A 15,583-nucleotide genomic window follows, 5' to 3' on the forward strand; every position below is an offset into this window, starting at 1 on the left:
TGACAAGTATAATCGATAGTTTCGACAAAATACCTCGGCAATTCCGAGGTATCAGTCGATTATTTCGCCGTTAAACGGCGACAGGCGCTTTGATATGCGGGTGTGGATCGTAGTGAGTTAGTTCGAAATCTTCGAATTGATAATCAAAGATTGAAGCAGGTTTACGCAGGATAGTCATGGTGGGTAAGGGTCTTGGCTCACGGCTTAACTGCAACGCCGTTTGTTCCATATGGTTGGAGTACAAGTGGGTATCGCCGCCCGTCCACACAAAGTCACCCAAAGCTAAATCACATTGCTGTGCCACCATCATGGTCAGCAGCGCATAACTGGCGATATTGAAAGGCAAGCCTAAGAACACATCACAGCTACGCTGGTACAGCTGACAGGATAATTTGCCATCGGCAACATAGAATTGGAAAAAGGCATGGCAAGGTGCCAACGCCATTTTATCCAGTTCACCCACGTTCCACGCAGAAACAATCAAACGACGAGAATCGGGTTGAGATTTGATTTGTTCAATCACCTGAGCGATTTGGTCGATAGCATCACCACTTTGGGTCGGCCAGCTGCGCCACTGCGCGCCATAGACAGGGCCCAAATCGCCGTTTTCATCCGCCCATTCATCCCAAATACTGACTTTATTCTCACGCAGATAAGCAATATTGGTATCGCCCTTCAGAAACCACAATAGCTCATGAATAATCGAGCGCATATGGCACTTCTTGGTGGTCACTAAGGGGAAGCCCTTACTCAAATCGAAACGCATTTGATAGCCAAACACCGAGCGAGTGCCGGTACCGGTACGGTCTGATTTATCCACACCTTCGGCTAAGATGTGCTTCATCAAGTCTAAATACTGTTGCATTACTGCTTACCCTCTGGACGAAGAATGAGATACAAACCGAAGAGGACCATCGGCACAGATAAGATTTGCCCCATCGTCATAAAGCCCCAGTAGAGACCTAACTGCGCATCGGGTTGTCTTACGGTTTCAACAATCACACGGAAAATCCCGTATCCGAGTAAGAACATGCCCGACACGGCGCCGACTTTCTTCGTTCGTTTACTGAACCAATAGAGGAGCAGGAATAAGGCGACCCCTTCAAGGGCGAATTGATAGAGTTGTGATGGGTGACGAGGTTCTGGTCCACCACTTGGGAACACCATGGCCCAAGGGACATCGGTGACTCGGCCCCATAACTCACCATTGATAAAGTTACCGATACGGCCCGCACCTAAGCCAATAGGTACAACCGGTGCTACCATATCAGCGACCGCAAAGAAGGTACGCTTTTGCTTCCAAGCGATATAAATCATGGCGGTAATCACCCCCATCAGACCGCCGTGGAAGGACATGCCGCCTTCTGAAATCTTAAACAAATACATTGGGCTAGCGAGGAAATAATCGAAATGATAGAAGAGCACGTAGCCGATGCGGCCACCTAAAATCACCCCTAAAAAGCCATAAAACAGTAAATCGGAAACCTGTTCTCTTGACCATAAACCATTGGAGCGGTCGGCCTGGCGATTGAGTAACCACATGGCGGCGACAAAGCCAACTAAGTAAGTAAATCCATACCAACGCAGGGCGGGTTCAAAGGTTTGTCCAAAAATATCAAAGGGACCAAACTTCACGATCACAGGATCGATATTGGGAAAATTCAATGCCATAACTTATCCATCAACAGCCTCAAATCGAGGGCTAAACACTAAAAATCAGCTCAGAATTAATTTGAGACCGACACACAGGAGTAAAAGTGCAAATATTTTTTTAAGGACCGAGGTAGGCCAAGTGCTTGCCGCCTTAACGCCTACAGGAGCCATAAAAATTGAGGTTATTATTAAGCCAAATAGCGCAGGTAAATAGATATACCCTAAGGTTCCCTCAGGGAGATCCGGCGCGTTAAAGCCCGCGATTATATACCCTAAGCTGCCCGACAAGGAGATTAATAATCCGGTCGCGGCGGAAAATCCCACCGCTAGGCGCATCTGCAAACCAAAATAGGTTAAAAACGGCACTAACAAGACGCCACCGCCAATCCCCATTAATCCTGCAATCGCGGCCACAATCACGGCCACCACAAACAAAATCATCGAGTTTGGTAGCTCTCGGTTCGATTCGGTTTTAAAGGGATAAGCCATTTGAATCGCCATTAACATCACAAATACCGCAAACCCTTGTCTGAGGGTCGCCGCCGGAATTTGTTCGGCAATAAAGCCGGACATCAAGGCGCCGAGAATAATCCCCGGGAACATGGTTCGAAATAATCCCCAGGGCACATTACCGCGTTTATGGTGCGCTCTTGCAGAAGAAATCGAGGTTAAAATAATCGCCGCAAGGGATGTGGCAATCGCAATATGGGGTAACTGAGCCGAAGTGATACCGACAGAAGGTAAGATATAAAGCAGTGCGGGCACGACAATTAAGCCACCACCGATGCCCAATAAACCCGCCATAAAACCGACAAACGCGCCTAAAGCCAAGCAAATAAAGAACACCGACAGCAAACTATCCACACGGGTACCTACAGCGTGATTAAGTGAAGCCTTAGCTTAAAGCAAAAGGCGCGATTAGTTAATTAAGAATTGTGGCCAATCCCTGCTGTGTTAAATATTCTTTAACCAACTCACGCACTTGAAAACCGTTTGATAGGCTCAAGGCCTGCGACAAGAGTTGCGTCAAATCGGCGCGAGACACCCGGCGCAGCAGATAATTAATCCGCGCTAAACTGCCTTGGTTCATACTCAAATGCTGGTATCCCATCGCCACCAACAGAATCGCCCCCATGGGTTCCCCCGCCAGCTCGCCACAGATACTAATATCGAGTTCATGGTAGTCACAATCGAGCCGAGCCTGATGCAGCGCACGAAGAATGCCTGGATGATAACTATCAAACAGGGAACTCACCCTTGGGTTGTTACGGTCCACCGCGAGTAAATATTGGGTCAAATCGTTACTACCGACCGACACAAAATCGACGCGTTTTGCGACTTCATCCAACTGATACAACAGCGCAGGAACTTCGAGCATAATGCCAATGCGCGGCATTTCAATCTGGCTGTTCACATCGTTCTTGAGTTCAACGTAAGCCTGTTCTAAATAGGCCAAGGATTGATCAATTTCATCTAAGTTACTGACCATGGGCAGTAATATACTGAGCTGTTTGCCCTCTCCGCCTGCTTGCAACATCGCTCTTAGCTGTACGAGGAACAGTTCGGGATGATCCAATGATAAGCGGATACCGCGCCAGCCGAGGAAGGGGTTATCTTCTTTGATCGGGAAATAAGGCAGCGGCTTATCGCCCCCCACGTCTAAGGTACGCATCACCACAGGGCGACCCGATGCCGCCGATAACACCTGTTGATAGACTTTTACCTGCTCAGACTCACTCGGAAAACGCTGCTGCAGCATAAAGGGAATTTCGGTGCGATATAGCCCGATACCATCGGCGCCTTCGGCGATTTCAGAGGCGACACCACTGAGTAACCCAGCGTTAAGATACAAACGAATTCGCGTACCATCGAGCATGACCGACGGCAGGGCTAACTCCTGCGCGTATTGGCGTTGCAGCGCCTTTTGCGCCGAAATCAAACTGCGATATTCGCTCACAATGGCAGGCGATGGCGATACCATTAATTGCCCACGGCTGGCATTTACCACTAACAGCTTCTGGTCAATATCGGCCGACAACAACTGCTCAACGCCAGTAATGGCGGGTACGCCCAGTGCGCGCGCTAAAATGGCCGCATGGGAGTTAACGCCCCCCAGTTCAGTGACAATACCGGCTAATTTTTGTCGGGGGAATTCCGCCAGCAATGTGGCATCCGCTTCACGGGTAACGAGAATCACTGGCTTATCGGGCTCAAGCTCTAAACGCTCTGGTTCGATTAACTGCCTTAATACCTTTTGCCCAAGGTCACGAATATCGCTCGCCCGCTCCTTCAGGTAGGGATCTTCCATCGCTAAAAACTGTTGAATATAACGCAGCGAAACTCGGCTGACCGCCGATTCGGCTTCCCAGCCCTGCTGCACTTCACGGGCATATTCACCACCTAGGCTGGCATCATCGAGCAGCAGCTGCAAGGCATTGAATATTGAGGCTACTTCTTCATCCTGCTCACGGTCGAAACGCTGAGATAAGGCGCCGATTGCCTCTTTACAACGCCCCATCGCCGCCACTAATCGGCTGGATTCGAGAGCGATATCCTCGCAGCGCACATCGGGCTGCTCGAGGGAAATTTCGCCACCGAGTACTAAGGCATGGGCAATAGCGATACCGCTAGATGCTGAGGTGCCCTGGAATAAAATCTGTTGATGCAGCGAACTGACCTGTGCCTTTTGCTTTAATCCTCTAATCGCCATCGCGAGCTGCGCGGCCAAGGTCATTAAGAAGGCTTCTTCCCCTTCGCTAAATTGCCGCGCGCTGGCCTGCTGCACCACAATTACGCCGACTACGGCTTTTTGATAAATAATCGGGACGGCTAAAAAGGCACGGTATTCTTCTTCAGCGACTTCGGGGAAGAGTTTAAAGCGTGGATGCAAACGGGCATCGGCAAGGTTTACGGCTTCTTCGCGTTCAGCAGCCAAGCCAACCAAACCTTGGGTTAACGGCATGCGCACGCGCCCAACGGCACTCTTTTCGAGGCCATCGGTGGCTGATAATACGAGTTCTTGCTGATCTAGGATGTAGACCGAGCAGCATTGGGTTTCCATCGCCGCTTTGGTCGATGAAACTAGGACTTCTAATGCGGTTTCTAAGCTGTGGGCGGACGCCACAGCTTGAGTAATATCCCTGAGCGTATTTAACACTGTTTTCAATCCTCTTTTGAAAATCAGCCCGTTGTTCTTTGTCTTACCCGCTTCCTCGGAATTTCCTGGGTTTGGAATGACAATGCCGTTACCGCAAATTCTTTCATGACCTTACGATAAACATCACGCTTAAATGAGACAACTTGCCGCACAGGATACCAATAACTTACCCAACGCCAATCGTCAAACTCAGGGTGGCCTGAAGAACTTAAATTAATCGCACTATCTTGGCTTTTGAGTTGTAACAGAAACCATTTTTGTTTTTGGCCGATACACACAGGCTTGCTGTCCTGCCTCACTAAACGTTTAGGTAAACGATATCTCAACCAAGAACGGGTCGAGGTTAATATAGTGACATGCTCAGGTCTTAAGCCTACTTCCTCATACAATTCACGGTACATCGCCTCTTCTGCCGTCTCACCATCATCGACGCCGCCCTGAGGAAATTGCCATGAATGTTGTCCGAATCGTCTGGCCCACATGACTTGGCCGTATCTATTACAAATTATTATGCCCACATTTGCGCGAAAGCCGTCGCTATCAATCACATGGACTCCAAATAAGGATAACTTTTAATAAACCGATTGTTTCACAAAGCCAGTCTCTCAGCAAACCTCTATTTACAGCTATTTTTTGGATAAATACCCTCAACTTACTACTTTATCAACAATCCAAGGGTTTCAACCTTGGGGATATCCACATTTTCTGTGGATATCTCTGTTTGAAACTAGGGTAAACTAGGTATATCGTTCAAAAAACATCAAATATCGTTCATGACAGCCTGCTTATTTAAATAAAATAAAAAATTTAAAATCATAAAGTTACATATAATCAGCGTAAGAATATGTGACTTAAAAACTAAAAAGCTCACTTTTTGACCTAATGCAAATTATGCGATTTCATCCGAGTAACAACTAAATGTTATACACAGAGCTCTCCCAAAATTACCCACACTCCCGAGGAAAAATGCCCCTTTTAGCCATTGACTCACGATTTTCAATCGGTTAAAGCCCACTGCATTGTGAGTTATCCATAATATCTGTGGATAAATATGTGAGAAACGCAAGGGAAAACCGAGAGTAACTTTGAACACTTTCGCAGGTATTGGAATACAAACTGACAACTAACATTAAAATCATGCACTTACAGATTTATCTGTGAGTACAATCTTATCCTTTTTTGAGTGCTTAATTTTTAACCTCTGTTGCTAAGCACCTATTTTTCAGTAAAATTCGCCCTATGAAACCGATAATCCCTCCTCAAAATCTGAGCGAACTGCTCGAACGTGCCAATATGATGGCTGGCATCTCTTTGGCCCAAATTGCAGCCCACCGCGGGATTACTGTGCCTAAGGATCTGAAACGAGATAAGGGCTGGGTCGGACAACTCATTGAAATGGAGTTAGGTGCAACTGCTGGCTCAAAGCCCGAGCAGGATTTTCTCCACCTCGGCGTTGAGCTAAAAACCATTCCCATCGATAGCAAAGGCAAACCACTGGAAACCACCTATGTGTGTGTGGCCCCGCTAACCAATATCGAAGGCTTAACTTGGCAAGACAGCTTAGTGTGTCACAAGTTACAGCGTGTGCTCTGGGTACCCGTTGAGGGCGAGCGGCATATTCCTGTGGGAGATCGTCGAGTCGGCACCCCCATATTGTGGGAGCCCGATCTCCAAGAGCAAAGGTTACTGCAACAGGATTGGGAGGAGATAATGGAACTTATCGCCTTAGGTAAAGTGGAAAAACTCACCGCAAGGCATGGCGAAGTGTTGCAACTGCGCCCTAAAGCAGCCAACAGTAAGGCGCTGACCCAGAGCATTGCCGAGGACGGTAGCCTTAAAATGACCAATCCACGGGGTTTCTATTTAAAGACCGCTTTTACCGCCATGCTATTAAATAAGGTATTTGGTTAAATTTTCGTAGCTATATAGCGTTGGATTGATCCAGATCACAAATATCGCTGGCACTCTAGTGATGATTTTCTATAAACTACGGCATCCTGAAATATATGGTCGTATTCGGATACAAAACCCGTTGTGAGAGCACGTAGACAAGCGAAAAAACTTCTTTTTGCGATATTAGCTTGGGCGATAGCCATGGCTGCGTTCGTGTTTTTCCGATATGCACAGTCGCCAGAGTTACCACAATGGGCTGTCGGTTCGGCCGATCTCGCGACGCTTGCCGTCTACATGGGCATCATTTTTGGCAGCCTACATTGGATGTCGAACCTGATCGCCGACTTCAGCGCCATCAATCGTCTTCCCTATGTTTTCTCAGTGATTTTTAAAGGTTTGTTCCTGTTACTCGGGGCGACGACCTTAGCCTATATGACCCAGTTCTTGAATATGTGGGCCATTGAAAATCATATGTCGACCCTAAGGCAAATGCTCACGGCGCATATTCTCTATAGTCCGTCCTTCCAAGCTCTCATCGTCTATTTAGTGGTCGTACGGGTCAGCTTAGCCTTTGTCGAACAAATGGCACTCTTAGTTGGGCCGCGTATTCTGCTCAATATTGGTTTAGGTAAATACCATAAACCTAGGTACGAACAGCGTTTATTCCTTTATTTAGATATGGTTGCTTCGACAACCCACGCCGAATCCCTCGGGGATTACCGTTTTAGCCGTCTCATTCAAGACAGCTTTAGTCTGCTATCCGATACTGTGACCAATAACGAAGCCGAAATTTATCGCTATATGGGCGATGCCGTCTTGATCCACTGGCCGTTAGAAGAAGGCGTGGTGCACGACCGCTGCATGAATATCTATTTTGAATTTAGCCAGCAGTTAAATTGGCAGCGACGTTACTTTGAAGAGCACTATGGCTTTGTACCCAAATTTAAAGCGGCGGCACACTGTGGACAAGTGGTCGCTGCAGTGGTCGGTGTGCAAAAACAAGAAATTAGCTTCTTTAGTGATGTGCTAAATACCTTAGCCAGACTTCAAGATCAGTGTAATCCACTGGGGCAACGCATGTTGATCTCAGGCGCGCTGGCGGGCCGACTCGACAATCCCAATAGCGAATACCGCTTAACTAATTTGGGTCCAGTCAAATTAAAGGGGAAACAACACTCGATTGAAGTGTTTGGTGTTTCCCCTCTCTAAGATCCTAAGCTTTAACTTACAGCGATTATTCCATTTCTTTGGTTAACAGCTTTTGAATAAGCAAACCTAAGGTACGGAAGGTCAAAATCCGGCTGGTTGTTTGTCGCCAAACTAAGCCGATATCGCGGTAAGGCGCTTCACCTGGCGGAGTCATCACCACCAGATCGGTATCATTTAAGATGCCAGCATCAATCGCCATTTGCGGTAAGAAGGTTGTGCCCAGCTTGCTATCCACCATTTGTACTAAAGTGTGCAGACTGGTTGCGGCAAAGGGATTCACCTTAGCGCTGTCACCTAACTGACAAGCGGTAATCGCATGCCCTGTAATACAGTGTTCACTCTGTAGTAGGAAGATACTCTCATCGGGCAAAGTCTGATAGTCGATAGGCTGATGAATGCCACCCACTAAATCTTTATGGATCACCATCTTAAAGGGGTCTATCCCGACTTTCATGCTGTGGTAACCACTGGTATCCACAGGCAAGGCGAGGATCAGTAAATCCAATTCCCCTTTGCCTAAGGCATCGAGCAAACGCTCAGTAGTATCCTCTTTGAGTAATAAACTCATCGCCGGATAAGCTTGCTGACATTGCTTAACCACGCGACTTAATAAAAATGGCGCTATCGTTGGAATACAGCCTAAGCGGATATCACCAGTCATAGGTTCGCCCTGGTTTTTAACCAGTTCGACTAAATCATCCACATCCGTGAGGATTTTGCGGGAACGCTGCACCACTTCTTCGCCGATAGCGGTGAACATAAAGGATTTATGATCACGTTCAATCAATTGATGGCCAAGCTGTTCTTCAAGATTCTGGATCCCGCTCGACAGCGTTGATTGACTCACAAAACACACCTTAGCGGCGCGGTTAAAATTCTGCTCTTGGTGAAGATTCACCAAATAGAATAAATTCTTGAGGCTAGGTAAATTTTTCATTTAATCGATTGCCACTAAGGTTATGAATTAATAAATTTCATCAACTCTAGCATAAGTTATCAACTAAAACGCGGCTGAATTACTCAATAGTGTGAGCAAAATCGATTTTCAATCAAAGGAAAAGGTAGGAGATCGCTTACAGCGTACAAACGGATGGAATAAACACTGGAAATAAGACTTGGAGGTGCAACATCGCGCTGCACCTCTAGGCGACAAACTAAGCTTTAGCCTGTAGGAATTGCTTTAACTGCTGGAGATCGGCACTTGCAAATTCAACAATTTGCGCGACCCAGGTTCCATGCTCGGCTTCCCAACGCGCTTCTTCACCATGTTGGAGTAACTGGGCAATTTGCTGAATACGTTTTAAACCTACTGAGCCCGCCGCACCTTTAAATTTATGGGCCTCGGAGCATAAAGTGTCCTTATCGGCAGCTTCGTTAGCCTTGACTAGATTCCCTACATACTCAGGCATTAATTGCTCAAACAAGACCACACTCTTTAGCAGAGTTCCGGCACCAATCGCACTACAATACTGTTCTAACGTATTGAGATCTAGGATTGTTTCTAATTCAACTGTGGCCATCTAGGCCTCCCTTAAGTAGTCCAATGCTTAAAACACGTTTATGACATGATACCCACTAAAATTGTCAGTGCAACTTATAGCAGCATTTGTGGTCAAATCGCGGTTTATTTAACAAAATTTCAACTATTTCAAACACTCTCAGCGATAAATCGAGATCAACTGAATCCCTTCAAGCGATATAGTCATTATGGTCGCGCTAATGCCGCGCCTTGTCCACCCTTACGCGCAAGATCCTCAACAATTGCCACTAACCCATTCCAACGATAGCCGCACCAATCAGGCGCGAGTAGTATCGGTTTTTTCGCATAGGCGGTCACCCGATGAAAAATCACCTCTTTCGGTGTATGCCGAACCAGTTCACCGACACAAGCCGCATACTCCTCAATACTGAGCAAGGGTAAGCGTCCTGCACGCCAAGCTTTCGCCATCGTACTACCCTCGACGACATGTAATGGATGTAGCTTTAAGCCGTCGACGCCCTGCGCCAGCACCGCTTGCAGTGTCGCCATATAATCGAGGTGAGTTTCACCGGGTAAGCCTAAGATAAGGTGAGTACAAACTTTTAGGCCTCGGCTTCTGGCCCGTGCAACTGTATCGCAATAACAAGCAAAATCGTGCCCACGGTTAATCTTATGCAAGGTGCGATTATTGGCAGTTTGCAATCCAAGCTCCAACCAGACATCGACGCCCTTTTGCTGATAACTCGCTAATAAATCTAACACATTATCTGGCACACAGTCGGGGCGAGTGCCGACACACAGGCCCACAATCTCACTGTCCTTGACCGCTTCATCGTATTTAGCCATCAACACTTGATACTCATCATAGGTACTCGTATAGGCTTGAAAATACGCGATAAATTTATCTGCGTTCAGCTTAGGTTTCGCCTCTTTATAACGGGCTTTCCCCTGCTGTAATTGCTCACTAATGCTGAACGTTTCCGCCTGCTGATAACTAAAGGAGGCCACATTACAAAAGGTACAACCGCCACGTCCCAGAGTGCCATCACGGTTAGGGCAAGTGAATTTGGCATCGATAGTCAGCTTGCGTAAGCGCTCGCCGTATTTAGCCTTACACACGGCACCGAATGTGTTTACGTATGCATCGAGCCCCATTAGCTCGTCCGCCAAATTTCATGTCGTTTCATTAAAATTAACCAAGATAAAATCACAAAAAAGAAGGAGTAAAGACGTGTGTTTAGATGAAAAAACTCATGATAAACAAAGCGAGCATGGTTTTCTTGGTGGTAAATCAAACTCCCGTTAGATTCACAGCGTCAAAGCTCAAAACCTGAGTCATTGCTCACAGTGTCTTTACACTCCGTGATTCCACTCACAGGCAAACGGAATAACAATTCACTTATTTTATATTTTTATACAGACACTGTATTTGCAATAAAAATCACTATTTCTAAATCAAAAACAATCGATTTCAATGTTACATTTTAGTAACCCTATCGTTTTTCATTTTTTAAAATTCTTTTTATTCATAACGTTATACAGCACTTTAATCAGTTAACGTTAACGTCAAGTAATTATGTTTTGTGTATGAAACATGAATTAATACCCACATTTTATGCAAATTTTTGGTTTGACCTTTAGTTAATCTCAGGATAATTTGGGTGGTTCGGGTGCATATCTATAGAAAGTCTTTACATTTCTCCCGAGTAGTAATTTCGTTGAGGTCAAGGGAGGTTTTTGTATGAGCTTATATCATCCCAGTTTTGAGCGGGACAATTGTGGTTTTGGCTTGATTGCACAAATGGATGGCGAAGCCAGCCATCGTATCGTGCGCACCGCCATCCATGGCCTCGATCGCATGAAACACCGTGGCGGTATCGCCTCTGACGGTCGAACTGGGGACGGCTGTGGTTTATTAATGCAGCTACCATTGCAATTCTTTGAAGCCATTGCCGCGGAAAATGACTGGCACCTGAGCCGTAAGTTCGCCGTGGGCATGTTGTTTTTAAGCCAAGATGAAGAACTGGCCGACCAAGCCAAGTTTATTCTCGAACGCGAACTCGAGCGTGAAACCTTAAGCATTGCCGGCTGGCGTAAAGTCCCCGTCAATCCTGAGGTATTGGGTGAGATAGGTAAATCAAGCCTGCCGCAAATCTATCAAGTACTGATCAACGCCCCTATTGGCTGGCGTGAGAAAGATCTTGAGCGTCGCCTCTACATGGCTCGCCGCCGTTTAGAGCAACAAATTACTGACGATAAAGACTTTTATGTCGCGAGTCTTTCAGGCCAAGTCATCGTCTACAAAGGCTTGATGATGCCTGCCGACTTGCCCGCATTCTATCCCGACCTTGCCGACATCCGTTTGAAGAGCTCTATTTGTTTATTCCATCAACGCTTTTCAACTAATACTTCACCTAAATGGCCACTCGCTCAGCCCTTTAGATATCTTGCCCATAACGGCGAGATCAACACTATTACCGGTAACCGCCAATGGGCGCGTGCCCGTGCCTACAAGTTTAATTCACCACTATTGCCCGACTTACAACAGGCAGCACCTTTTGTGAATGAAACGGGCTCCGATTCATCCTCCCTCGACAATATGCTCGAGATGTTGCTCTCGGGCGGTATGGACCTATACCGCGCCATGCGTTTGCTTATTCCGCCTGCATGGCAGAGTAACCCAGAGATGGATGATGAGCTAAAAGCCTTCTATGACTTTAACTCCATGCATATGGAACCTTGGGATGGTCCTGCGGGTATCGTAATGACCAACGGTCGTCACGCCGCTTGCGCAGTGGATCGTAACGGCCTGCGTCCATCACGTTATGTGATCACCAAAGATCGTATCCTCACCCTCGCCTCCGAAGTGGGCATTTGGGACTACGCCGCCGATGAAGTGATTGAAAAAGGCCGCGTCGGCCCTGGTGAGCTGTTAGTGTTAGATACACTCAATGGTCGTCTGTACCAGTCATTCGAAATCGATAACGATCTTAAGCGTCGCCACCCCTATAAAGAGTGGATGGCGAAAAACAGTCGTACTCTGGTACCAGCCGAGCAGTTAGCAACGGAGCAACATGGCGCCAGCGAATTAAGCCCTGAGCAACTGCTGCAATACCAAAAGCAATTTGGTTACACCCGCGAAGAGCTTGAACAAGTGATTTGGGTGCTGGCAAAACAAGGCGAAGAAGCGACAGGTTCCATGGGCGACGATACGCCAATGGCCGTATTGTCGAAAAAGTCACGCTCGCTCTATGACTATTTCCGACAGAAATTCGCTCAAGTCACTAACCCGCCTATCGATCCACTGCGTGAAAAGCACGTAATGTCTCTGGCGACCTGTATCGGCCGCGAGCAAAACCTCTTCAACGAAACCACTGGTCATGCCTATCGGGTGATGTTCAACTCACCGATATTATTATTCAGTGATTTCAACCAATTACTCGGATTAGATAGCACTTACTATCGCGCCAATATCGTCGACTTAAACTACGATCCGAAGGAAAGCTTAGAGCACGCTATCCGCCGCATCACCTCGGAAGCCGAGCGTTTAGCTCGCAGTGGCACCACGCTGCTGATTTTATCCGACCGTGCGATTGATAAATCGGCGCAGGTGATCCCAGCGGCCATGGCAGTTGGCGCAGTACAACAAATGCTGGTGAGTAAGAGCCTGCGCTGCGATACCAACATCATTGTTGAGACCGCCTCGGCCCGGGATCCGCACCACTTTGCGGTGCTGCTCGGTTTTGGTGCTACGGCGATTTATCCGTATCTAGTGTATGAATCAATCTCTGATCTGGCGAAACGCCATCAGTTGACTGATACCACGGCGCTGATGCTGAACTTCCGCTACGGCATCGAGAAGGGCCTGCGTAAGATCATGTCGAAGATGGGGATCAGCACCGTCGGTTCCTACCGCTGTAGCCAACAGTTTGAGGCCATTGGTATTGCCAGCGATGTAATTGAACTCTGCTTTAAAGGCGTGGTGAGCCGTATCGAAGGCGCCAGCTTTGAGGATATCGCTCAAGATCAAGCGCTGCTGCATAAAGCCGCTTACCGCGCCCATGTGCCACTGCCACAAGGCGGTTTACTCAAATACGTAGATGGCGGTGAATACCACTGCTTCAACCCAGATGTGGTCAACACGCTGCAGGCGTCCTTAATCGACAAGAATTTTGCGACCTATAAGAAATTCGCCGAATTAGTCGATAACCGGCCGGTTGCCACCCTAAGGGATTTGATTGGCATTAAAGCTGACCAAGCCGCAATTGAACTGGATAAGGTCGAAGCTGCTAGTAACTTGTTCCCACGTTTTGACAGTGCGGCCATGAGTATCGGCGCCCTAAGCCCCGAGGCCCATGAGGCATTAGCCATCGCCATGAACCGTTTAGGCGGCCGCTCCAACTCGGGTGAAGGTGGTGAGGATGCTCGCCGCTTTAACACCGAACGTAACTCGGCGATTAAACAAATTGCCTCGGCACGTTTTGGCGTAACCGCCCATTACCTAGTCAATGCCGATGTGTTGCAGATTAAAGTCGCACAGGGCGCGAAACCCGGTGAAGGCGGACAACTGCCAGGGCATAAGGTGAGTGTAGAAATTGCAGGGCTGCGCCACGCGCGCCCAGGTGTAACCTTGATTTCACCACCACCGCACCATGATATTTATTCTATCGAAGACTTAGCCCAGCTGATTTTCGATTTAAAACAAATCAATACCAAGGCACTGATCTCCGTGAAGTTAGTGTCTGAGCCAGGTGTCGGCACTATCGCTACAGGTGTGGCAAAAGCCTACGCCGATATGATCACTATTTCTGGCTACGATGGTGGCACGGGCGCAAGCCCTATCACCTCGGTGAAATACGCCGGTAGCCCATGGGAACTCGGCCTTGCCGAAGTGCATCAATCTCTGGTGGAAAATGGTCTACGCCATAAGATCCGCTTGCAAGTCGATGGCGGCCTAAAAACTGGAACCGACGTCATCAAGGCGGCCTTACTCGGCGCCGAAAGCTTTGGTTTTGGGACTGTGCCTATGATTGCCTTAGGTTGTAAGTACCTGCGTATTTGCCACCTGAACAACTGCGCTACCGGTGTCGCAACTCAGGACAAGAAACTGCGCGATAACCACTACCACGGCTTACCAGAGCGAGTGATGACTTACTTTGAGTTTGTCGCCGAGGAAGTACGCGAGTGGATGGCAACGCTAGGAGTCAGCAAGTTCGAAGACTTAGTGGGCCGCAGTGAGTGGCTACATACCTTGGAAGGCCAGACCGATAAACAACGCGGACTCGATTTAGCGCCGATCCTGTATCAGCCTAAGGTCAGAGCCAGCACCTCGCGCACTTGGCAGGAAACCAATCCACCAGCGGATTTAGGCTTACTCAACCAACATCTGCTCAACGAGTGCCAGAGTGCGGTCGATAAGGGCGAGTGTTTCGATGCCGCTTACAGTATCAACAACACCGACCGCTCAGTGGGCGCACGCCTGTCGGGCTATATCGCGACTACCCTTGGGGTTAAAGGCACTAAGGCACCGATTAAACTCAGCTTTAATGGCAGTGCCGGCCAAAGTTTTGGGGTATGGAACAGCCCAGGCCTAGAGCTCAAGCTCTGCGGTGATGCCAACGACTACGTCGGTAAAGGCATGTCGGGCGGCAAGATTGTGATTTATCCACCGCTAGGGAGTCCGTTCCAGAGCGAGCGCAGCGCGATTGTCGGTAACACTTGCCTGTATGGCGCGACTGGCGGACGCTTCTTCGCTGCGGGTCAAGCGGGTGAACGCTTCGCGGTACGTAACTCGGGCGCCATTGCCGTAGTTGAAGGCTTAGGCGATAACGGCTGCGAATACATGACCAGCGGTATTGTAGTTGTGCTCGGAAAAACTGGGGTGAACTTCGGCGCAGGGATGACGGGCGGCTTTGCCTATGTCTTCGACCAATTTGGCCGCTTTAACCGCCGCGTGAATAACGAGCTTGTCGATACCCAAAAACTCGAGTCGCCTATTCATCAACAGCATTTGAAAGGCTTGATTGAAGAGCATGTGGCCGAAACCGGCAGTGAGCACGCGAAGATGATCTTAAGCGACTTTGCCAACTGGTTAGATTGCTTTGTTTTAGTGAAACCGAAAAATATCGCCGTTGCAGATCTGCTCAAATTAGAGCAATCGAGCCCGGAACTAGCAGTTAAAGCGGGGTAAT

11 protein-coding genes are annotated in these 15,583 nt (G+C 48.0%); 3 read left to right on the forward strand and 8 right to left on the reverse strand.

Features of this window, described 5'->3' with window-relative positions:
- Positions 1–70: 70 nt before the first annotated feature.
- The 5 genes from thyA to rppH are packed head-to-tail and all read right to left on the reverse strand — an operon-like array spanning position 71 to position 5,358.
- Positions 71–865 (reverse strand): thymidylate synthase, encoded by a 795-nt coding sequence (gene thyA / locus L2713_RS08920; RefSeq protein ID WP_248967645.1) that lies wholly within the window; start codon positions 863–865, stop codon positions 71–73.
- Positions 865–1,671, reverse strand: coding sequence for a prolipoprotein diacylglyceryl transferase (lgt, locus tag L2713_RS08925; RefSeq protein WP_011623612.1), 807 nt, complete (start codon positions 1,669–1,671; stop codon positions 865–867). The genes thyA and lgt overlap by 1 nt, the downstream gene beginning before the upstream one ends.
- Positions 1,672–1,716: 45 nt before the next feature.
- Positions 1,717–2,517, reverse strand: a complete 801-nt coding sequence (locus tag L2713_RS08930) for a sulfite exporter TauE/SafE family protein (RefSeq protein ID WP_248967646.1) — start codon at positions 2,515–2,517, stop codon at positions 1,717–1,719.
- A gap of 58 nt (positions 2,518–2,575) precedes the next feature.
- Positions 2,576–4,810, reverse strand: a complete 2,235-nt coding sequence (ptsP, locus tag L2713_RS08935) for a phosphoenolpyruvate--protein phosphotransferase (protein ID WP_089067261.1) — start codon at positions 4,808–4,810, stop codon at positions 2,576–2,578.
- 23 nt (positions 4,811–4,833) lie between these two features.
- On the reverse strand, positions 4,834–5,358 hold the full coding sequence (rppH, locus tag L2713_RS08940; RefSeq protein WP_011623615.1) for an RNA pyrophosphohydrolase: 525 nt from the start codon (positions 5,356–5,358) through the stop codon (positions 4,834–4,836).
- A gap of 691 nt (positions 5,359–6,049) precedes the next feature.
- Between rppH and mutH the strand changes: the two genes are divergently transcribed.
- Positions 6,050–6,721: a DNA mismatch repair endonuclease MutH gene (gene mutH / locus L2713_RS08945; protein ID WP_011623616.1), complete on the forward strand. Its 672-nt coding sequence runs from the start codon at positions 6,050–6,052 to the stop codon at positions 6,719–6,721.
- A gap of 123 nt (positions 6,722–6,844) precedes the next feature.
- The gene (locus tag L2713_RS08950) at positions 6,845–7,912 is read left to right on the forward strand and encodes an adenylate/guanylate cyclase domain-containing protein (protein WP_041412723.1); all 1,068 of its coding nucleotides are present in this window, start codon (positions 6,845–6,847) and stop codon (positions 7,910–7,912) included.
- Positions 7,913–7,937: 25 nt separating this feature from the next.
- Here L2713_RS08950 and oxyR read toward each other — a convergent pair whose 3' ends face one another.
- The 3 genes from oxyR to mnmL all read right to left on the reverse strand — a co-directional run bounded on the left by oxyR (position 7,938) and on the right by mnmL (position 10,547).
- Positions 7,938–8,849: a hydrogen peroxide-inducible genes transcriptional activator OxyR gene (gene oxyR / locus L2713_RS08955; RefSeq protein ID WP_086903133.1), complete on the reverse strand. Its 912-nt coding sequence runs from the start codon at positions 8,847–8,849 to the stop codon at positions 7,938–7,940.
- 217 nt (positions 8,850–9,066) lie between these two features.
- The gene (locus L2713_RS08960; RefSeq protein ID WP_086903132.1) at positions 9,067–9,432 is read right to left on the reverse strand and encodes an Hpt domain-containing protein; all 366 of its coding nucleotides are present in this window, start codon (positions 9,430–9,432) and stop codon (positions 9,067–9,069) included.
- Between the two features lie 185 nt (positions 9,433–9,617).
- Positions 9,618–10,547, reverse strand: coding sequence for a tRNA modification radical SAM protein MnmL/YtqA (mnmL, locus tag L2713_RS08965; protein ID WP_248967647.1), 930 nt, complete (start codon positions 10,545–10,547; stop codon positions 9,618–9,620).
- 586 nt (positions 10,548–11,133) lie between these two features.
- Here mnmL and gltB point away from each other — a divergent pair.
- Positions 11,134–15,582: a glutamate synthase large subunit gene (gene gltB, locus L2713_RS08970; RefSeq protein WP_248967648.1), complete on the forward strand. Its 4,449-nt coding sequence runs from the start codon at positions 11,134–11,136 to the stop codon at positions 15,580–15,582.
- The last annotated feature ends 1 nt before the right edge of the window (position 15,583 follow it).

Origin of the sequence: Shewanella seohaensis (genome assembly GCF_023283775.1) — a bacterium.
In the GTDB taxonomy this organism is placed as follows: Bacteria; Pseudomonadota; Gammaproteobacteria; order Enterobacterales; family Shewanellaceae; genus Shewanella; species Shewanella seohaensis.

Bases quoted from the DNA above. Each gene is read 5' to 3' on its own strand.
- L2713_RS08960 (WP_086903132.1), bottom strand. From the start codon at position 9,432: ATGGCCACAGTTGAATTAGAAACAATCCTAGATCTCAATACGTTAGAA.
- gltB (WP_248967648.1), top strand. From the start codon at position 11,134: ATGAGCTTATATCATCCCAGTTTTGAGCGGGACAATTGTGGTTTTGGC.
- mutH (WP_011623616.1), top strand. From the start codon at position 6,050: ATGAAACCGATAATCCCTCCTCAAAATCTGAGCGAACTGCTCGAACGT.
- lgt (WP_011623612.1), bottom strand. From the start codon at position 1,671: ATGGCATTGAATTTTCCCAATATCGATCCTGTGATCGTGAAGTTTGGT.
- mnmL (WP_248967647.1), bottom strand. From the start codon at position 10,547: ATGGGGCTCGATGCATACGTAAACACATTCGGTGCCGTGTGTAAGGCT.
- thyA (WP_248967645.1), bottom strand. From the start codon at position 865: ATGCAACAGTATTTAGACTTGATGAAGCACATCTTAGCCGAAGGTGTG.
- oxyR (WP_086903133.1), bottom strand. From the start codon at position 8,849: ATGAAAAATTTACCTAGCCTCAAGAATTTATTCTATTTGGTGAATCTT.